At 29.6% G+C, this 22,713-nt stretch carries 9 protein-coding genes; 1 reads left to right on the top strand and 8 read right to left on the bottom strand.

The window, feature by feature from the left end; genetic code table 11:
* Window positions 1–366: 366 nt before the first annotated feature.
* Complete coding sequence (locus BLV79_RS07040) at window positions 367–978, bottom strand: 50S ribosomal protein L25 (protein WP_074717492.1); 612 nt, start codon at window positions 976–978, stop codon at window positions 367–369.
* A gap of 534 nt (window positions 979–1,512) precedes the next feature.
* On the opposite strand from BLV79_RS07040, the gene BLV79_RS07035 reads away from it, so the two are divergent.
* Window positions 1,513–2,646, top strand: a complete 1,134-nt coding sequence (locus BLV79_RS07035; RefSeq protein ID WP_083354492.1) for an asparaginase — start codon at window positions 1,513–1,515, stop codon at window positions 2,644–2,646.
* A 165-nt stretch (window positions 2,647–2,811) separates the two neighbouring features.
* Here BLV79_RS07035 and BLV79_RS07030 read toward each other — a convergent pair whose 3' ends face one another.
* The 7 genes from BLV79_RS07030 to BLV79_RS07000 form a co-directional block, all read right to left on the bottom strand.
* Complete coding sequence (locus BLV79_RS07030; RefSeq protein ID WP_207645669.1) at window positions 2,812–3,489, bottom strand: Crp/Fnr family transcriptional regulator; 678 nt, start codon at window positions 3,487–3,489, stop codon at window positions 2,812–2,814.
* 63 nt (window positions 3,490–3,552) lie between these two features.
* Entirely contained in the window at window positions 3,553–3,864 is a 312-nt protein-coding gene (trxA, locus tag BLV79_RS07025) for a thioredoxin (protein WP_074717488.1), read from the bottom strand.
* Between the two features lie 125 nt (window positions 3,865–3,989).
* The gene (locus tag BLV79_RS07020; RefSeq protein WP_074717486.1) at window positions 3,990–4,955 is read right to left on the bottom strand and encodes a carbohydrate kinase family protein; all 966 of its coding nucleotides are present in this window, start codon (window positions 4,953–4,955) and stop codon (window positions 3,990–3,992) included.
* A 161-nt stretch (window positions 4,956–5,116) separates the two neighbouring features.
* The gene (locus BLV79_RS07015) at window positions 5,117–5,968 is read right to left on the bottom strand and encodes a LysR family transcriptional regulator (protein ID WP_074717484.1); all 852 of its coding nucleotides are present in this window, start codon (window positions 5,966–5,968) and stop codon (window positions 5,117–5,119) included.
* A gap of 262 nt (window positions 5,969–6,230) precedes the next feature.
* Entirely contained in the window at window positions 6,231–13,631 is a 7,401-nt protein-coding gene (locus tag BLV79_RS07010) for a non-ribosomal peptide synthetase (RefSeq protein WP_074717482.1), read from the bottom strand.
* Entirely contained in the window at window positions 13,624–14,382 is a 759-nt protein-coding gene (locus BLV79_RS07005) for a thioesterase II family protein (RefSeq protein ID WP_074717480.1), read from the bottom strand. The genes BLV79_RS07010 and BLV79_RS07005 overlap by 8 nt, the downstream gene beginning before the upstream one ends.
* Before the next feature lie 51 nt (window positions 14,383–14,433).
* Window positions 14,434–22,713: a non-ribosomal peptide synthetase gene (locus BLV79_RS07000; protein WP_074717478.1), complete on the bottom strand. Its 8,280-nt coding sequence runs from the start codon at window positions 22,711–22,713 to the stop codon at window positions 14,434–14,436.

Here is a 22,713-nt window from a genome sequence, read left to right as displayed (position 1 = left end):
TATCATCTCTGCTAGAAGAAGTCGTTGCAAAAGTAAACTAGACTTTTTTAGCCATTTTCAGTTGTCAAAGTACAGGTTTAGTTTTTCATTCTAGGATTCATTCACAAGAATTATATTTTATATACTGTCCAATAAAGCGGATTTTGAAATATTTTTTAGATTTTTGGGGATTTTTTTATTATCTCAAACCTTACTTATATGTTTATTCTTTTGATTATTTATACTATTATTTTTAAAAAAAATTCCCTCTTCATCTGATATGAAGTGCATTCTAATTCACAAATGCATATCCTTTTAACAAATGAACAGGGAATCTCTATATTATTTTGTTTTTTACATCTATCCTTTTTTAATTATGATGTTTTATTATGAAGCCTTAGAAGTTTCTGTAGCTTCTACACTTTCTCCTACTTCTTCTTCAGTAACTTCCGCTTTCATCTTACTATGAGCTAAGACATGAAGCACACTAATATCTGCTGGAGTAAGTACCTCAACATTTTTATTCTTTGAAATATCAAGATCTCCAACTGAAAGTGACTCACCAACTTTATACTGTGAAACATCTACAACAACTTTTTCAACTAAATATTTTGGTAAAGCCTTGTATTCAATTTGACGAATTTCACATGACAAGAAACCTCTTGCCTTATCTTCGTTTTCAAATACGATTTCAGCAACTGCTTTAACTTTTTCATTTGCCACAAGTTGCATAAAGTTAATGTCTAACAACTTATTACTTCCTGGTTCAAAATCAATTGATTTAATCAATGTCAAATGTTTTTTCCCATCCACCTTAAGTGTAAGTTTACTACCTACTGAATGATTTTTGAGGAATTTTTTTGTATCATTTGCATCTAACTGAATTGAAAGCGAATGCTCTAATTCATGTCCACAAATCGAACCTGTTACCCATCCCTCTCTACGAAGTTTTTTTGCTTTAACTCCTTCTACTCTTGTTTTTGCCTCTAATGTTTCCATTTTGTTACTCCTTTCTGTACGGGAAAATCCCCATTCAAATTGTCGTTTATTCACTTTTTTCGTTAGAAAAAAATGACTGAAAAAGAAACATCGCTGTTATCCTCGGCAGACACCCCGCTAAAAGTGAGTTGCTATATGATACTAAGCCAAGGCTCAAACAAACGGTGTGTAGATTAAAAATATCAATTGCTATAAACGTTTTTCATCTACGAGTATTATTTTAACGCAATTCGACAAACAATGATAGCTAAAATAATATTATTTTCTGACTTCTTTTTGTGTTAATTTTAATTTTTCTACAATTTATTTTCTGACTTCTTTGTTTATTTTTTATACATTTTATAATTTTATCATTTATTTTTTATATATTTTTATTTTTATACCTATGTTTTTTTATAAATTACATATATTTTTTCATATTGAAACTATCAATTTTATCATTTATACTTACTTTAACATTATCGATTTTGTTATTGCTCTAATATTGGTGTATACCAGTCAAAGTTATTTTTTTATTTTTGGAAGGAGACTATTATGAAAAAACTTTTACGCATACTTCTTTGCTTTATCTTGGTCCTTTCTCTTTTAGGTTGTGGTTCCGATGATAAAAATGCAAAAAAAACAACTAAAGCATCCGTAAGTGCTTCTAAAAAAACGACAACATCAACAACTTCTTCATCTTCAAATGAATCAACTAAAGGTAAAGGAAAAGTTGTAGTACTTGCAACTGGTGGAACAATTGCTGGTGTTGGCGAAAAAGGTAAAACAGCCGGATATAAACCAGGTTCTCTTTCAGCTGATGATTTATTATCAGCTGTCCCTGAATTAAAAAATGTTGCTGACATTGAGGCAGTTCAGGTATGTAATGTCAACTCTGATGACATCACTGCCGAAACATGGCTTACAGTTGCAAAAAAAATAAATGAAATGTCTGCCAGAGACGATGTTAAAGGATTTGTTGTTACACACGGAACTGATACCATGGAGGAAACAGCTTATTTTTTGAATTTAGTTGTAAAAACAGATAAGCCAGTAGTTCTAACCGGTTCTATGCGTCCATCTACATCTATCTCAGCTGATGGTCCAATGAACTTATATGAATCTGTATGTGTTGCAGCATCTGATAAAGCAGTAGGACAAGGCGTTCTCACTGTATTTTCAGACAAGATTTTTTCAGCACGTTCTGTTGTAAAAACTAGCACATACAAAGTAACAGCTATTTCAGCAGGCGAGATGGGAGCAATTGGTATAGTACGTGATGGAGCTGTTTTCTTGTACGAAAGTCCAGCCAAAAAACATACCTCACAGTCAGAATTTGATATTTCAAAATTAACCAATCTTCCAAAGGTTTCGATTGTTTATTTTTCTGTAGATGCAGATCCTGAAATATTAAAATATGCTGCAAAAAATTCTGAAGGTATTGTTATTGCTGGTGCTGGTGCTGGAGAATTCAGTGAAAAATGGGTTAATGTAATTAACGACCTTAAGATTCCTGTTGTTATATCTTCACGAATTGACGACGGTGTTATAACAAAAGATAATTTGCTTTGCAAAAATACCGTTGCAGCTGACAACCTATCACCTCAAAAAGCTTCTATTTTATTAAGATTAGCATTAACTATAAAAGCTGACACTGCAAAATTAGAACAATTATTTGCAGAATATTAGAATTATATAAAAAAAGAGACTATCGCATTAACGGCTTCTCTTATATTTTACCGTAAATGCGAGGTCTCTTTTCTTTTTTTAATTTTTCTTTTTTATTATTAGAACGTCTATTACAAGCTTTTTCTTTTATATATAAGATGTACAATCGTGCAAAACAAATTATTATTAATCCGTAATTGCTAATTTTTTTATGTTGTCAAAATTTTTGATAAAAATTTTTCCTCTAGACAACTCTATCAAGCCTTCTTCTGACATTCTTTTTAGTATTCTTGCTATAACTTCCCTAGATGAGTTAATATCTTTTGCTAGTTCCTCTTGTGTGATTTTAATTGTAAGACTCTTGTGGTTATTGGTATATTCATCAAGGAGAAATATTGCTATTCTCTGATCAATTCTCTTAAATAAAATCTGTTGCATTGTCCACATTACTTCAGAGAATTTATCTGCAACAACTTCTAATATGTAACTGTGTAAGTATATGTTTTCTTTTTCTATTTTTGAAATTATTGATGCTGGTATCACCAAAACCTCACAATCCTGCTGAGCCACTATTGATGTTTCAAAAGTCAGTTCATGTATTACACACGATGCAGCAAGGACATCTACATCACCAGCGCCTATCTTGTATAAATTGATTTCCCGTCCATTTTCAGATAGCATAGTAACGCTTACCGTTCCTGATAAAACTAATATCATTCCAAGGCACTCACTACTTTGGTCATGTAAAATTTGATTTTTACTGTATTTTTTAATGATAGAGCCTTTTAAAATTGCAGCTTGCTCTGTATCATTTAATTTATCGTAGAATCTTAGTTTTTTAACTAATTCACCAACAGTATCCATCATCTTGTCCTTTCTCACCGATTTTATCTATAAAGCTTACTTAATATAGGTATTATATATTTTTTAATCAAACAATTTTACTATTGCATCCTTTGGAATCAATCCAACGCTACTGTTTGCAATGCGACCATTCTTGAAAACTAATAATGTTGGAATACTTACAATATTAAACTGAGCTGATAAATCCGGCTGCTCGTCTACATTTATTTTTCCAACTTTTACTTTTCCTGCATATTCTTCTGCAATTTCTGAAATCACTGGCGATATCATTTTACATGGTCCACACCAGCTTGCCCAAAAATCAACTAATACTGGAATATCGCTTTCTAATACCTCTTTGTTAAAATTATCCTTTGTTAAAATCACTTCTGACATTTTGTATTCCTCTCTTTCTTACTTGTGTTTATCTTTCGTTGAAAAAATATTATCACAGAATTAAAGAGCTTCTCTGTAACAATGTTACATTAAATCAAAATATCGATAAAAAAGAGTAACTACTATTATCTTGTTGCAATAAGAGCTTCAACTTCTTCTTTTGTTGGCATTACTCTTAATGCACCTTTTCTTGTTGTAACGATAGATGCAGCTGCATTAGCAAATGTAAGCATCTCTTTAAGATTATCTTCTGACAAATTATCTAAACCATTTTCACATACATAATTTAATACACATGCTCCAAATGTATCTCCAGCTCCTGTTGTTTCGATAGTTGTATCCTGTAAGAATGGAGCGACCTCTACCATACCATTATTATAGTATGCTCTACTTCCTTCTCCACCCATTGAAACAAGAATAAGCTTAATGTCATTAAATCTGCTCCTAATCCATTCAACACCTTTAGTGAAATCCTCTTCTCCTGTTAACCACTGAATCTCATTATCTGATATTTTTAGGATATCACAATGTGCAAGTCCGTATAATACTTGCTCTTTAGCTTCTTCTAAAGAATTCCAAAGTGGTGGACGAAGATTTGGGTCAAATGAAATAATATTTCCAGCTTCTTCGGCGGCTTTGATTGCTTTTTTAGTAGCTTCTCTAACACCTTCGTGTGTCATTGATAATGTTCCAAAATGGAAAATTTTTGAGTCTGCAATTGCATCACAAGGTACTTCTTCTGCTGTTAACATCATATCTGCACCTGGATTTCTGTAGAATGAAAAATCTCTATCTCCTCCTTCAAGAGTTTGAACAAATGCTAATGTTGTATGAACATTATCATCTTTTCTTAAATATGTAGAATCGATTCCACACTCAACAATCGCTTTCTCTAATTGAACTCCAAAAGCGTCATTTCCAACTTTTCCAATAAAAGATGTTTTCTTTCCTAATTTAGATAACATTGATAATACGTTACATGGTGCTCCACCTGGATTAGCCTCAAACATTGGATTATTCTGTGAACTAACTCCTGAACTTGTAAAATCGATTAATAATTCGCCTAATGCGATAACGTCAAATTTTTTCATATTTTTCTCCAATCTTCCTTGTTATTTTTTCATTCATAAAATAGTTTCTAATTCCTATGTTTCTAACATATCAAACAGTAAAATTAATCAATTATATTATCTTATGAAATTGCAATTTAGTCAAGCAAATACGCAATTTTCAGACCTTTCAATCCTTTTTTTTAAAAGAAATTAATCAATTCTTCTGCAATTTCTTTATCTGCTGTATCTTCTCTATACACACCGTAAATATCCCAGGTATATCCGCCATTTATTTTAATTGCACGAATCTCGTCAGTGTCAGGATAAAATTTGGGAGAAATTCCGATTCCTATTCTGTTTTTTATTAAACGATAGATAGATTCTCCTTCTGTTACTAAAGCAACAATATTTGGAATAAAATCATATAAATTACACGCATCAATCAGATCATTATAAATGTGATGTTTTTCATTCATTGAGATTATTTTTTCATTTCTTATCTCTTGCAAATCCACACTATCTCTATCCCATAATTTGTGTCCTCTATACACATATAACACAACTTCTTTTGAATCAATCAAAACAGATTTGAGGTTTTTTTCTTGTGGTTTTCCTATTGTAAATCCAAAACTTATGTCTCCGTTTAATATTTGATTTTTTACATAACTATTCTCGCATTCCGTCCAACTACGCTCAATTTCTTTATGCTGTTCCATGAACTCTTCTAACTTAGCTATATCAATACTTCTTATTGTTCCAGAAGCAAAACCTACTTTAAATCTTTTTTCTTTTTTTTCTAAATGTTCAACTTCTATCATCAAATCATTAAGACTCTTGTTGATGTCTATTATTTTTTTATAAAAAAGTCTACCACTTTCTGTCGCAACAAACCCCTCTTTTGTACGTATAAAAAAAGTTGCCCCACATTCTTCTTCTAAATTTCTAATTATTTTTCCTAACCCTTGAGGTGTCAAAAATAACTTTTTAGCAGCAGCTGACAAATTCTTTTCTTCATACACTATCTGAAAACACTTAAAGTTTTTTGTATTCATTTCATACCCTCACTACTATTTACGATTTCTGTTACTTTTTTTATGATATCACAATAATTATAACGCGTAAAGTGACGAAGCAAGCCTCTTTAAGTGGTCGTAAAACACACTAAAAACGCCTACTAGCAAGATACCATAAACTTGCTAATAGGCATTTGAAATTATCTTAAAAATATTAATACTGTACTCTTTTATTGTTTATCTTAATTGTGCATGCATTATAATCTAATTTTACATACATTTTATTTTAATAATACACACATTATATTTTAATTACAGCATTTCTTTCTTCAAGTAGGTCTTTCATTTCTCTTATAGTTGATGTTGTAAATAAATCCGTAAGTGTAATATCAACTTCAAATGTTTCTCTAAGCTGAGACAATAACTTCATAGCAATTAATGAATTACCTCCCATTGCAAAAAAATCCGAATCAATGTTTACTTCATCTGCTGAAAGTTCTAGCAAATCACAAAACTTTTCTTTTAAAAGTTCTTCTAAACATGTCTGTGAATTTGTCTTTTTTTCTTTTATTTGTTTTTGATTTATATGAACATCAAATATTCTTCTGAGCTCTTTTTTATCAACTTTAGCATTTGAAGTCATTGGAATTCTTTCAACCCTAATAAAACGCTTAGGAACCATATAATCAGGAATCTTTTCTTCTAAAGTCATTCTTATTTCATTTTCTATGGCTTTATCGCCTGTATAAAATAAAACGATTTGATTTTTTTTATTTAAAATAGCAACTGATTGTCTGACTTTTTCATTAGTTTCTGCCTGTGACGAAATAGCTGATAATTCTATTCTCTTACCATTCACTTTCACTTGTTGATCTTCTCGCCCATCAAATATAATTGTTCCGTCTTCACGATAATGTCCTTTATCACCTGTATTATATAACCTTTCTCCTTTCCAATAGATAAATTTTTCAGCTGTCAATTCAGTATTTTCACAATATCCTGAACTAACTCCGATTCCTGCTGCATAAAGTGTTGCTGTCACTCCTAAAGGTACTTGCTGCATATTTTCATTAAGTATATAGTATCTATTATTATCAATTGGTTTTCCATACGGAATAACACCTTCTGCTATATCTTTTTCTTCAATATCATGAAAAATATTCCATAAAGTCGTTTCCGTAGGTCCACCTACGGATACAAATTTAACAGATGTATTATATTGTCTACACTTCTTTAAAAGAGAAGGTTTTATGTAGTCTCCTCCCAAAATAATTAATCGTAAAGATAAAACATCTAAGATATTATTAGTCTTTAAAGCTTCCAAATACATATCAAGCATTGCCGGTACAGAATTCCATATACTTACATTATGCTCTTTTACTAGCTCTATCCAATACTCTGGATCTTTTGATTTGCTTTCTTCTGGTACCACAATTGATGCACCTACTTGTATCATTCCAAAAATATCATATAAAGACATATCATGTGCATAATTAGTGACCGCTATGGCGCTATCATCACTTGACACGTTATATCTTTTATTGGTAAACATAATTGCATTAACTAAAGATTCATGCTTAATCATAACAGATTTTGGTCTTCCAGTTGTTCCTGAAGTATGTATTATAATTCCAACATCTTTAGATGATACTTTTTCAACCTTAATTGGCTTATTATTACTAATTAATGTTTTTTCATTAATACTTATAACATTTGAAACAAATTTTGACACTTCAGCTTTATCTTCATACATAACGATAATACTTTTACAGTCAATCCATTTCAATGTATTATTTAAAATATTATTCGAATAACTATATTCGATTGGCACATAAACTGCACCTATATATTGAACTGCTAAAGCACTGACAATTTGTTCTAATCCTTTTCCAATATATACCGCAACCAAATCACCTTTTTTAATTCCGTGTTTTTTTAATTCATAAGCTAAAGTATTAACCATTTCTTGAATTTTTGAATAAGTGTAAGACTTATCCTTCATTTTAATTAATACATTGTTAGCATATTTGTCAAATGATTCCGATAAAATATCTGGTAAAGACATTGTTGGAATTTTAAATTCTTTTTCTGTATTATTTGCCATATCGATAATTTTTTTATCTTCCTCTGGCAATTCAATCTCAACTTTTGAATTCCAATAGTTATCATCATTTGCCGCTTTCAATAAAACACTTTTTTGCATCTCAGCAAGTTTTTTTAATATATCTACTTTTATAAGTCCTTTGAGACTATTATAATTAAATTCTATTCTATCGCTGTAAACACATGTATTTACATCTATCCATATTTGTGAAGTATGATTTTCTTGATATCTTATTCTCATACCTTCTTTTTGAATATTTATAAACTCGTCTTCAAACTCTTGAGCATCCGGTAACATTCCAAAAACTAATGGTGCAAGCACTTCATTGTATCCGTTATTATTACGGTATATCTCTCTTGTAACTTCCATTCCACTAAAACTATTATGATCTTTCAATTCCATTATCTGCTGCTGAGTTTTTATTACCTTCTCACAAAAAGTATCTTCCTTGTTATCATCTACTGTAAAAAGTAAAAACGACGCACACTCTCCAAGAATTTTATATATATCTTCATGAAATTTAGGTCTATAAAATTCTGGAATATTCAATAAAAATCTTCTCTTGTCATTCCATTTTGCTACAGCAAGCGCAAAAGAAGTCATCAAAACAGAAAATGCTGAAACACCATGCTCAATAGCCTTTTTCTCAATCTTTTTCCATGACTCTATATCTAGTCCACATTCCACTTGTATACCTTCTATTGAATCCAGTTTATCAATATCATTTTCCAATGGCAATACACCAGCAGCTGGTAAACTGTTTATCTTTTCCATCCAATATTTTTTATCGTTTTCATATTTTTGGGTTGTTTTTACAGCTTCACGATATCTTATATAATCACGGAATGTAACTTTTAAAGGTGGCATTTTCTTATCAGGATTCTTATAAAGTTTTCCTAGTTCTGTGAAAAATAATTGAAAACTCCATCCATCCATAATTTGTCCATCAGCATAAATATGTATAATAGCATAATCATCCTTAATCTGTGAAATTATACATTTAAACAATGGCGCTTTAGTTAAATCAAGTCTTGATGCCACCATATCTTTACGCGTTTTTGCCAAAACTTCTTCTTTTTTAGCTTTGTTAAATCTTCTAAGATCAACTGTTTCAACTCTAAAATCTTTAACTTCTTTCAACACATGTTGTATTCCATCTTTATCTATATAAGCTCTGAGTATATCATGACGTTCTATTATTGTTTTTATGACTTTATTCAATCGTTCATTATCATAATTGGGACACTCAATTTCTACATATCCTGCTGTTGGAATGCTGTTAAAACCTTCTGTTTCATGTGCTCCAATATAATATGACTCTTGAAGATCACTCAATGGAAATGGATCATATCTATGCTCTAAATCAGGTTTAAAATCTGATAATTCTTCTAATTCATTTTGTACACCTTCATTAAAATTTTCTATGAAATCCGCCAATTGTTTAATTGTTGAATACTTATACAAATCACTTAAAGAAACCTCCATATTATGTTTCTTTAATCTGGTTATTATACTGATAGATTTCAACGAATCTGCACCTAAAGTAAATATATTAGCATCTATACTAAGCTCTTGATAATCCAGAATTTCACACATTATCTCATGTAATAATTTTTCTGTTCTAGTTACTGGCTTTACAATTTTTGAATTATCTTTTGATGTACTTTTAAAATCAAATGGTAATTCTTTAAAATCCACTTTTGAATTTTTATTCAAAGGTAATTCATATAGTGAATATATTTTGTCTGGTATCATATAAGGTGGTAAATTGTTTTTTAAATTCTTCAATAATTCTTTTTCACTTGTATATTCTCTTTTTGACGAAGCATAACAGCACATAACATGTTGCTCAAACGCATTTGCAACAGAATTATTGTTTGGATATGATTGTACATTTGTAAAACCACATTCTTTCATCTGATTTTTCCATTCTTTAACCGTTAACAATGGCTCATTTTTCTTCAAACGTTCGTCATTATAGCCTGAAAAACCTTCTATAAATCCTATTGAAACTTTATGAAAAATCTTATTCGTAGTAACCTCTAAAGCGACTAATAAGCCCTCTTTTGAAAGAAGATATCTGAAATTCTTCAGTGTTTTTTTTATAACCATTGCATCATGGAGAACATTTGCACCAATTATAATGTCAAAACTTTCTTCAGAATAACCTTGTTTCTGAGGCAATTCATCTATATTAAATATTCCATATTTCACAAAATCATATTGTTTAAACTGTTCTTTTGCTTTTTCTGTAAAAAAAGTTGAAATATCTGTAAATGTATAATCTACTTCATATTTTTCTACACGCTCAAGTATGCTCTTTGTTGTTCCTCCAGTTCCAGCGCCAAATTCAAGTATACGTATTTGCCTTTTTTTATTCCAATTTTTTACGTATTCTTCTATAATACTAGCAGTGAGCATATTCATATACTCTGCAACAGGATTAGATCGATAGATATTCTCTGCTCTATTTGTCTCTCCTTCTGGAAAAAGAATAGTTAACGGATTGACATCAGCTTTAAGAATATTAATCACATTTTTGTTGCATAAATCTAAAAACTCAAATGAACCTTTCCAATATGAAATACCTCTTTTGTTCTTAATGTCATGATATAATTCGTCAACATTTACTTCTTTTAATGGATTTTTAACCTTATAAATGCCTTCCTTAATCTTGCTTATTTTTTCTTCTTTTGCTAAAACATCCGCCCATTGATTTAAAAGTTTATTATATTTTTTTACTACTCTTCCGCTTAAAAAAAGTTCATCAATGGAATAAATCTGCCCTTCTCTTGTAAAAAAATCTAACTTATAAAAAGCGTTGTTTATAATAGCACTACTAACTTTTTCTAGTGCATCAGTCATATCAACATATTCCTCTACTGTTATATGACTTGGTAATTTTTTTTGTTTTTCATCTAACACTAGTTTTTGTTTTTGGGACGTATTATCTATCCACTCCACATCATATTTTCCATTTTCACTTGGAACATAATATGCAAATAATTTTTTTACATTTTCATCTAATGAAACAACTTGTGCAATTGCTGATACAATATTAGGCAACTTTTTTATACATGTTTCTATTTCTCCAAGTTCTATTCTATTTCCATGTATTTTCACTTGTCCATCATATCGTCCACAAAATACCATGTATCCTGCTTCTGAAAAATATCCTCTGTCACCAGTGTAATACAATCTACCTAAAACTGGATGATTTATGAATGCCAAGTTTGTTTTTTCTTCATCATTCTGATAACCTAGCGAAAGTCCATCTCCTCCAATATAAATATCACCCTCTACTCCTTTTGGAAGTGGATCTTTATCATATCCTAATATATACATTTTCTGATTAGATAATGGATATCCATATGGTATGCTTTTCCACTGTGACTCGATACTTTTTATTGGAAAATAAATTGACCAAATTGAAGCCTCTGTTGCTCCACCTAAACTAATAATTTGAGCATTTATAAACTTACTTTTTATTCTATTAATCAAATCTATTGATATCCAATCTCCACTTAATAACACTAGTCTCAATGTAGTATTAATATAATTCTCATCTAATTCGTTTACTAAAAGTTGCATTATTGCTGGGACTGTATTCCATACACTTATTTTAAATTCATCTATTTCTTTAATCATGTCATACACATTTTCTCTACTATCATGAATAAAAATAGACGCCCCTTTAATAAGTGCTCCAAAAACATCATAAACTGATAAATCAAAACCAAAAGAAGATATACAAATAAAAGTATCATCGTTTTTCACTTGAAATCTATTATTTATATCTAATACGGTATTCATCATCGCTTTTCTAGTAATTTTAACACCCTTAGGCTGTCCTGTAGTTCCTGATGTATAAATTACATATAATAAATCATCTGGATTTTCTTCTACAAAGTTATTCTCTGTAGAATAAGAATTTATATTTTTTTCATTATAAGTTTCTCTCGTAAGAACAGCTTCAGCCTCACTTTTTTCCATAATATAGTGTTTTCTGTTAGATGGTAAATCCGTTTGAATAGGGACATAAAATCCCCCTGTCTTAGCAACCGCAAGCATATGGACAATAGTTGTATAGTGTCTCTCATCTTCAATTATAAATCCTTTTTTATATCCATATTTTTCAATCAGATAATTAGCCTCTTTAGTAGACATCTCATCTAATTCTTCGTATGTCAATTCAGAATCTTTTGTCATGATTGCAGTATCATCTGGTTTCACTACTGCTTGTTTCTTTATCATTGCTATAGGAGAAACATAATAATCATTTTTTTTCGTATTATTATATTTTTTTAAAAAATCCATTGTATAGTTTTTTAATGAATCAGATTTTCCATTTAATACTATTTCCATAAAATAGTCTTGCATTTTCTTTAATTTGTCTTTTATCCAATATTGCTTTGGAAAATCCCAATGTACTGTTAATTCTCCACTTTTTAAGGTGATTTGATTATCGAGTAAGACCTGTGGTGTTTGACTAACCTGATAAACTCTCTCTCCAAAATCATTCCATCCTTGTTTTGCTAAATCAAAAAACATTCCTGTAAAAACAAATGGAAACGCAGCTTTGTTTTTTACACCATCTTTATTGCAAACTTCCTTTGCAAAGGCTAACATATTACAATTTAAATGTTTTTTATATAATGAAATCTTTTGTTGTGTAATCCTACAAATTTCATATATATCATTATGAATAGTAAAATCAAAATCAATTGGAATAATCTTGGTAAAATCACCAATTACTCCAGAAAGATTCATTCCCTTTTCACCTTTCCGATCGGATATTGTCATATTTATTGTAATTCTATTGCAATTCATCCACTTAGACACAGTCTTAGCATATGAAGTTAACAAATAGATCGATGGAAGTATTCTTTGTTTTTTTAACTGTACTTTAATTTTGTCCCAATCCTGTTTATCAATAATTTGCTCTACATAATCAAATTGTGGTACAGTTGGCAAATCATTATCAACTTTATTCAAAAAAGGGCCAGAAATGAAATCTTCAATTCTTTCATTCCAGAAATCCATTTCTTTTTCTTTTAAATCTTCATTTTTTTGAAATTTATAATCTAGGTAATCAGAAAAATTATATTTTAATTTTTCATCTTCACCATCCTCATAGAAATGTAAAATTTCTTGAATTATAAGTTCTGTACTCATTCCATCAACAATCATCATATCAAAATCAATTGCAAGTCTATACATGTTTGAATCTAATTTAAACAAATGAAATTCAAACATAGGCCATTTTCCTAATTCGAATATTCTATTAGATGTATTTTTTCTGTACTCACTTAAAACCTTCTGTTTATCTTCTTCAAGCATTTTATCAAGCTGCTCACATTTAACTTTATAATAAGGCACCTTATCTAGTATTGTTTGTGTTCCATCATCTGAGATATATGCCCTCATCATTTCTTGCTTTTTTATTAATTTATTTACAGCCAACTCTAACTTTTCAGGTACAAGTTTTCTGTCAAATTCAATATAAAAATGTGTCGATACACCACCTAAATAAATGTTTTCATTTCTACCCGCCATATATGCAAATTGCACATCTGTTAATAATCTTTTTTTATTCATTTTCTAACTCCATTTTTAAATATTTTTCAATAACAACTCCAACTTCTTTTATTTTACTTTCTAAATAAAAATGATTGCCTTCAAATACTTCTGTTGAAAATAAACTACTTGTATATTTCTTCCAATTATCAATATATTCTCTATTTAAAATATTGTTATCATCTAATCCATACATAGCAACTATTGGTGTTTGTAATACAAAGTTATTACTACATACATAGTTTTCTTGCAATAAAAAATCAGCTCTTGCAATATTTTTAAAATATTCAAACATAATTGGATTTTCTAATAATTCTAAAGAAACAAAACCTGTTTCTTTAATCATTTTTAATAACTCTTCATCATTTAAGTCACTCAATTTAGGCACTGTATAATCTTTAGGCGCATAACAAGAGGAAACGAAAAGTACTTTAGGTTCAATTCCATATTGCTTTTTCATATATTTTGCTACTTCATATGCAACAATGCTACCACTACAATGTCCTAATAAACAAAACTCTTTTTCGTTAATTATATCAATAGATTCATTCACAAAGTCTTGTGCTAATTCTTGAATTGACTTACTCATCTTTTCTCGAATTCTTTTTTCACGCATAGGATATTGTACTGGCATTATAGACATATTCTCTATCTCTTTTCCAAATTTTGCATAATTTGCAGCACATCCTCCTGCATGTGGAAAACAAAATAAATTAATTTTCTTATCTATATTGCTTTCATGCGCTATCCATTTATTTACTATTTTCTCCAATTTTTATTCCTTTCTTTGCGATATTATACAAAACTATTCTTTTATCATTTTCTATACTATCCATTTACGATAATTTTCCTTCTTATTAATAACGATTTCAAAATGAGATCCACTTGTTTTATGAATAATCATTTTTTTAGATATATATTCCTGCCATTTTTCAGGTTTTCTAGCTACACTTCCTCTGTCTGCTTGAATATATATAGCTTCTGTATTATAAAGCTTTCCACTTAATCTCATATTGTGAGCATTATCAACTGTACTTCTAAAGAAATTATTTACCATAATCATTTCTTTATTTGAAAGATTCAGAGGGTTAACTAATATATCAACTGTCTGTTCGATAAAAGCATTCTGCATTTTGTTTTCTAACTCTTTATCATGTTCAACAGTATCTAATACTTCTTCCCAAAAATCTTTAACCGTTTTGCATTTTTTTAAGTATTCAACATCAAATTCTAAGAAATGCTCTTTAACAAAATTATATTCACTTTCCAATGAATACTCATAAAAGCTATCATTTCCAGGTTCTGGAGTATCTATAAATATAAGTTTTATTTTTTCATAGCCATTCTGTTCAAGAATTCGAGCTATTTCGAAGCAAATAGTTCCACCTATGCACCACCCAACTAATACTATTTCTTCATTCATCGAAGTCATCTCTAATATTGCTTTTGCATATTTTTTAGCTAACTTAGCTAATGAGATTTTTTTAGGTTCTAAGCTTATTGTTTCTGTAAAGTCTATTCCATAGCAATTAAAAGTATCTGACAGATCTGTTACTATACTTTCGTAACTGTCCGAATTTCCATTGCCTCCGTGAATAAAGAACGCTTTTTTATTATGACCTTTTTTATTTGAAAGAATCCTTATAATTTCTTTCTTTTTGTCACTAGTTATCATATCCGAAAGATTTCGTATATTTTTTGCTATTAAAACATCCGTTAGTAAAAGATTATCGCAATTTATTTCTTTTTTTATTTGTGTTAAAAATTCAACTGCTTTTAAAGAATTTCCTCCACTTTCAAAGAAATCATCTGTAACGCCTGCATCCTCAATACCTAATATACGTTTCCAAATCTTTAACAGTTTTTCTTCTAATTGATTTTTGGGTGATACAACAACTTTAGTTTCTATTCCTGTTTCATTTAAAATTTCTAGTAATCTTCTTCTATCAATTTTATTATTTTTTGAAATAGGCATTTTTTTGATTTTTTTTATAACCTTTGGTCTCATATAATCCGTCAAATATTTATTTGAATACTCTCTTAATTCATCTACATTACAGATTTCCTCCGTTGTTTCAACAAAAACAATAATACTCTTTGCTCCTTTACTGTTTTCATATATAACTGCTGCTGCAAGTTTTACCTTCTCATAACTCAAGAATATATTTTCTATTTCTCCAAGTTCAATTCTCATTCCTTGGATTTTCACTTGATTATCTTTTCTTCCACAAATCTCAATATATCCTTCATTTTTAAATATTCCATAATCACCTGTTTTAAATAATCTTCCATATTTTGGGTGATTATAAAACTTTTTCTCATTTAATTCTGTACTTCCAACATAACCTTTTGCGATACCAATTCCACCTGCAACTATTTCACCCATTACTTCATTTGGACACTCTCGTCCCTTACTATCCATGATATATAGCTGAGAGTTTCTTATTGGATATCCATATGGTATACTATTCCACTCATCTTTAACTTTTTTTACATTATAATAAATGTCCATAATTGCCACTTCAGTTGGACCACCAATGCTCATAAATTTTGCTTTTGGAAAAGCCTTTAGTATATCATTTGCTAATTTTTTAGGAACAAAATCTCCTCCAAGCATAATATGTCTCAAAGACTTTCCTTGTCCCTCTTTTCGTATTTGCATATACATCTGCATTAGTACAGGCACTGTCTGCCAGACACTTATCTTATATTTTTCTATTAAAGCTGCAATATTTTCAATTGCATGTATATTTTCAACCATTACAAGTGTTGCACCTGATGATAGTGCTCCAAAAATATCATACACTGACATATCAAAACTCATTTCTGACATTCCTATAAAAATATCAGTAGAATTAATTCCATATACTTCATTTGCACCGATTATACTATTTGCAACTGATTTATTTAATACCTCAACTCCCTTTGGAGTTCCTGTACTTCCTGATGTAAAAAGAATATACGCACTGTCTTCTGGGGAAGACTTATACTCATTAAGATTAATGTCATAAACTACATCTTTTATATCCAAATAATCTTCGGAATAAAGTATCTTAGTTATATTAGCCATTCTACAAATAAAGTTTTTTCTTTCTTCCGGAAATTCAGGTAAAATTGGAACATAACAACCGCCTGCCTTTAAAATACCTAAAATGTTAATTATTGTTCCTATCTTTCTCTCTACGTTTAATCCAATATTTTTATGATTCAAACCATTTTTAACTAAATTGCAAGCGACACAATCAGATAATAAATCTAATTGTTTGTATGTTAATCTATTTTTACCGCAAATTACTGCTGTTTTATCAGGAAATTGCTCCACACTCTTAGCAAACAATTCTGTTAAAGATCTGTTTAAACTACTATCATTTCTTGTATTGTTATATGCTTTTCTTTGTTCCACTTCCGTCAATGTTAATGTCGGAAATCTTATTTTTGGGTTTTCAATAATCACGTCATCTAACATTTGACAATACGCATTAAACACACTTTTTATCATCTCATCATCAAATAATTCCTTGACATAATCCATCTGAATCACAAGTTGTCCTTCTTGTTCAAGAACATTAAAGTCCACATAAACTTGAGGTGTTTGTCCTATTTGCCACTTCACATCTCCAATTTTTTTTACATCTTTCCAAACATCCTGCTCAAATAAAAGACTTGTAAATACCATTGGCATAACAGCTTTAGAACTTGAATAATTAAACTTTTGCATTACATCTCTAGAAAAACTGATTCCATCATATATTCTATTCTCTAATGCCTTTTCAAGAGTGTTCTGTACTTTCTTACTTTCATCCCAGAATTTTTCATTATTTGAAAGATCAAAATCCAATAAGATAGTTGACGTAAAATCACCATACAATTTTTCAATATCTTTATGGAAGTTTGGCCTATTAAAAATAGTGAGGTTAAGCGAAAATCTATCCATTCCACTATAAAAATTCATCACTTGTGCATAAACACTTAACAACAGCGCTGATACCGTCATTCCGTGTTCCCTTGCTTTTTTCTTTAATATGCCATATTCATCTTTTTTATATCTTTTTACTTTTCTCAAAAAATGGCCTTTACTTATTTTTTGAGGATTACAAACCATTGGGAGCTTTACCGCTTCTGGAAATGTTTCTAGCTTCTTATCCCAATAGGCTTTGGCTTCCTTATAACTCTCATTTAATTTCATTGTCTCCATATCATTTATATAATCTCTATAATGATAATCTAATTCTTTAGGCTTTTCATTTGGATGAAAATAATAATATGCCAAATCTCTAATCATAAGATTTGCGCTACCAGAATCTATCATTATTGTGTCATACCCTATAAAAAGATACTTTTCTTCATCTGATAAAATAAAACCACTTATGTCAAACATAGGAAACTTGTATATATCAAATACATAATGTGAAAGCTTTTCTCTTTTTTCTTTTATTCGTGCTTTCTGTTCTTCTTTTGTCATTTTCCTAAGATCTTCCATGTATATCTTGTATTTAGGAATATTTTTTAGTACTTTTTGTTTTCCATTTTTTAAAACTACTGTACGTAACATTTCCTGGTTATCAATAAGTTTTTGAAGAGCATCATTTAGTTGATTTATATTTACTCTAGTTTCCATTTCAATATAATTATGAGTTGTAAAACCACCTAATTCATAATAATCTTGTTTTCCGATATAATAAGCCATTTGTAATGAAGATAATGAAAAAGGTTCATAAAATTTTTTTAATGTAACTTCTCCTAAATACCTTATATATCCTTCAACTTTATCTGTTAATAGTGTTATTTTTTCCTCACTTATAGTATCCTTATTGTAATCAATTCTAAAATAAAGCGACTTATTTAATATTAAAGAGTTTATTTCAATCTCATACTGTGTTTTTTGATTTTTTTCTCTATTATCCTGTGAACTATCAGCGATTATTTCAAATGCTAAGTTTTCATTCTCTAAAACATCAAAACTTCCTAAATAATTAAAGCAAATCGTAGGATTAATTTTATAAATTTTATCCGTACCTTTACCTGACATTCGTTTTGCCATGAATTCACTGCTATATTTTCTTAGTTCTATTTGTTTCTCAGATACCTCTCCTATAAGAGAGTCTACATTTTTTTCTCCAATATCAAATACAATTGGATAAATTGAAGTAAACCACCCTACAGTATTTGAAAGATCATATTTTTGATTTTTAAATCCTCTTCCGTTGTGCTCTACATCTATAGCAAAATTTTTCAAATCGAAAACATCACTAATTGACTTTCCAATAAGTGCCAACAAAACGTCCGCAAATTTAACATTTCTTTTTTCTCTGATATATTTTTCTAATTGATTCTTGTGAGGTTCATCTATTATAAATGTTTTACAATTCCTATCTGCTAACTTCAAAACATTTTTACTAGGTAACCATTCTAGTTTTTCAGTGTCTATATAATCCCATGGAGTATTTTTAAATGTTTCATCTTCAAATTTCTTAAGCTCACCGGCATATTTCCTATATGAGACAGTTTTAGGTAAAAGTTTCGTTGAAATATTATTTATCTCGCTATTTATTAACTCAGACAAGTCTCTAAGTATTATTCTAAAAGACACTCCATCCATTACAAGATGATGAACAGCTATAAACAATAATGTCTCATTTTTCTTCTTTATCAATCCAAGTTGCATCAGAATACCTTTTTCAATATCCATTTTACTTTGAAGTTCTCTAAGGATTTCATTTGTCCTATTTTCTGAATCATTTTCTACTAAATACTCATGAATTTGAAAAGTTACAGCATCTATTGATTGAATTTCTTGTTCATATATTTGTTCTTTTTCATCTACACAAACATACATACTACGAAGCATATCATGGTGATTTACTATCACTTTCATTATTTTATTCAATTGAGTTTTAGTTATATCATATTTTAATTTTAATAAAGCACTTTGATTAAAATGATTCTGTTTTTCAAAATTTTGTTGAAAAAACCATTTCTGAATTGGTAATAACTCTACTTCACCTTCTACTATTTCTTGATCAATGTTTTTACCTAAATGTACTTTCTTAGAGAATGCTTCAACTGTTGGATTTTCAAAAATCATTCTTATTTCTGAATCATAACCATTTTTTTTCATGATTCCTATTATTTGCATTGCTTTTATTGAATCTCCACCATTTTCAAAGAAATTATGATATATTCCTATGTTTTTATTATCTAAAACTTCTTGCCAGACCTCTAGTATCATTTTCTGTACATTATTCTGAGGTGGCATAAACAATGTCTCAGTATCTTCATCCACATCAGGAAATGCATCCAGATTTCGCTTTCCATTGTTATTTAAAGGAAATCTTTCCATTTGAATCAATACATTTGGAATCATATATGATGGTAGGGTTTTTAAAAGTTCATTTTTTATTTCGTTTTTATCTATATTTTTATTGGCAATATAATAGCCATAAATCTTCCATGCATCTCCCTTTTGTTTTATTTTGACACAGGCCTGTGTTACATTTTTGCACTTACTTAATGCATACTCTATTTCATTTGTTTCAATTCTAAATCCTCGAATCTTCACCTGTGAATCTTTTCGATGCATATAAATCATTCCATCGCCTTTTACATATTTAACCATATCGCCTGATTTATACAGCACTTCATTTTCTTTATACGGATTGCTTACAAATCTATCCTTTGTTAAATCCTCTTTTTTGAAATAACCCGAAGCATTTTCTCCACCTATATATAGCTCGCCCACAACAAAAGGTGGACATAAATTTCCATCCTCATCTAATACATAATATGTATGATTTTCGTTGGGATAACCTATCGGAATTTCTTCTTTATCAAGATCTTTTTCTGTAGCTTCATACCCTGATGCAAAACATACACATTCTGTAGGTCCATATCCATTAACAAGTGAAACTTTCATTCCCGCCTCTATTAATTTTTTAAAATGAATAGCTGACGCTCTTTCTCCTCCAGTTGAAACACATCTAAAGTTTTCAAAACAATGTACATCTTCATCCACAATCAAATTGAATAATTGCGTAGTTATAAAAGCTCTTGTTATTTTATTCTTTCTGAAAAAAGCAGCTAAATTTAATGCACTCTCTTTATCCTTGGTAGTTGCAATTACAACATTGCCCCCTGTTAACAATGTTGTAAATATTTCAAAAATACAAGCATCAAATGCTAGCGTTGCAATCTGTGCAACACGATCATTTACTTCTCCATGCAACAAACTTTTTTTTGAAACACATGAAAAACTACACAATGCTCCACTTGAGACTGCTACACCTTTAGGTTCCCCTGTTGATCCTGAAGTAAATAAAATATACGCGTTGTCTCTGATTCCATATTCTACTTTCTGAAATTCTCCATCTTTATACCCTAGTACCTCTGCTTTTGAAATTAGCTTAGATTCATCTAAATATTTATTTTTATCATCCGATAAAATAATTCTTACTTCTGCTTTCTCACAATAAAAATCTATTCTCTTTTTAGGTAACGATAAATCCAACGAAAGGAATGTACATCCTGCAAGCAATATTCCCATTAGACATTCTATTGTATTTATATTACTTGTTGCCTCAATACCTATAATGTCTCCTTTTTCTACACCTTTGCTCTGTAGATACGCTGCAACTCTTTTAGCTTTATCTAAAACTTCTATATACTTAACATTTTGTCCATCCATTGATAAGGCTATATTATTTGGATATTTTTTTACAATATCCATAAACTTTTCTTGAGTTGTTTGTAGGGATTCATTTTTTTTATATTTCTTATTAATCTCAAGTATAATTTTTTCCTCTTCAGTCTTAGTCATAAGCTTATACTCACATACTTTCTTTTCAGGTTCCTTAATTAATTGTTCTATTAAAGCCTCATAACTATGTGAAAGTATTTCTATTCCCTCTTTATCAAACACCCTTGGATTATAATTCCACTCTATATTGATTTCATCTGCTGGCTGAACCTTAATAGTTAGATTATAATTAGTTCTATCATAAAAATGTGGATCAGTAATTTTAACTGTTCCAAAAGATATTCCAGATAACATTTTAGAATACTCTAAGTTTTCAAATGCCAATATATGATTGAATAATTCTTGTGGCCTATCACTAATTTCACTTAATGCTATTCCACTCTTGAATTCTGCCTGAAATATATCTTTTCCAAGTTGCTTTAGCTGATTAATAAAAGATTCTTCTCTATCTATACGAAAAATCACAGGTAATGTGTTAATAAAAAGTCCTACCATGTTCTCAACATCATCAACTGGTACACTTCTCCCCGATGTCACACACCCCCATATAGCTTCATTTTTATTACTAAATTTACATAACAATAATCCCCATACACCCTGTATCAATGTACTTACTGTCAAACGATACTTAAGAGCTAATTCTTTTATCAAAGCTGTTTTTTCTTTTGATATTTTTAATTTTACTGTTTTTCTTTCGATTCCGAGTGAATCATTATTTTCCTCAGTAGGCAATAAAAATGTTTCCGGTTTATTTTCTAAATAACTTTTCCAATATTTTTTATTTAAATCCTGATTGTTATCGCTTAGCCATTTCAAGTAATTTGAATACGGTACTTCCTTTTTTAATTTAAATACTCCTTTTAGTCCTTCATTATAATATTCAAATAACTCCTTTATTAGGATTGACATGCACCAACCATCTAATGCAATATGGTGACATCCCCATATAAGAACATGATAATCTTCTCTCACACGATATAATGTCATATTCATCAATTCTGATTTTTCTAAATCAACTTTAATATTGTTTTGATTCTTTATCTCATTTTCAAAATATGTTTCCATTTCATCTTTTTTCATTTTTGAAACATCTTTGAAAACTATTTGCTGCTTCTTTTCCCCTTTTTCAAGTATTTCAACCATAAGACTTTTTTTATCATCAATATAATATCTACTTCTTAATATCTCATGTGAATCAACTAGAAGCTGCACACTTTTTTTTAGGACTTCAAAATTTAATACTCCTTCAATCCCAAATCTCGCCTGATTATAATATAATGCCTTTTTTGACAGCATATCATGGAAAAAAATGCCTTCCTGCATATACGACGCCTTGTATACTTTTTTCAT

The sequence above is a fragment of the Lachnobacterium bovis DSM 14045 genome (genome assembly GCF_900107245.1).
In the GTDB taxonomy this organism is placed as follows: Bacteria; Bacillota; Clostridia; order Lachnospirales; family Lachnospiraceae; genus Roseburia; species Roseburia bovis.
The sequence above is the reverse complement of the archived record's forward strand: the minus strand, read 5'-3'. Positions and strand labels throughout refer to the sequence as shown.

What these genes read in the sequence shown, in the direction of transcription:
- BLV79_RS07040 (WP_074717492.1), bottom strand. Translation starts at nt 978, where the DNA reads ATGGAAACATTAGAGGCAAAAACAAGAGTAGAAGGAGTTAAAGCAAAA.
- BLV79_RS07035 (WP_083354492.1), top strand. Translation starts at nt 1,513, where the DNA reads ATGAAAAAACTTTTACGCATACTTCTTTGCTTTATCTTGGTCCTTTCT.
- BLV79_RS07030 (WP_207645669.1), bottom strand. Translation starts at nt 3,489, where the DNA reads ATGGATACTGTTGGTGAATTAGTTAAAAAACTAAGATTCTACGATAAA.
- trxA (WP_074717488.1), bottom strand. Translation starts at nt 3,864, where the DNA reads ATGTCAGAAGTGATTTTAACAAAGGATAATTTTAACAAAGAGGTATTA.
- BLV79_RS07020 (WP_074717486.1), bottom strand. Translation starts at nt 4,955, where the DNA reads ATGAAAAAATTTGACGTTATCGCATTAGGCGAATTATTAATCGATTTT.
- BLV79_RS07015 (WP_074717484.1), bottom strand. Translation starts at nt 5,968, where the DNA reads ATGAATACAAAAAACTTTAAGTGTTTTCAGATAGTGTATGAAGAAAAG.
- BLV79_RS07010 (WP_074717482.1), bottom strand. Translation starts at nt 13,631, where the DNA reads ATGAATAAAAAAAGATTATTAACAGATGTGCAATTTGCATATATGGCG.
- BLV79_RS07000 (WP_074717478.1), bottom strand. Translation starts at nt 22,713, where the DNA reads ATGAAAAAAGTATACAAGGCGTCGTATATGCAGGAAGGCATTTTTTTC.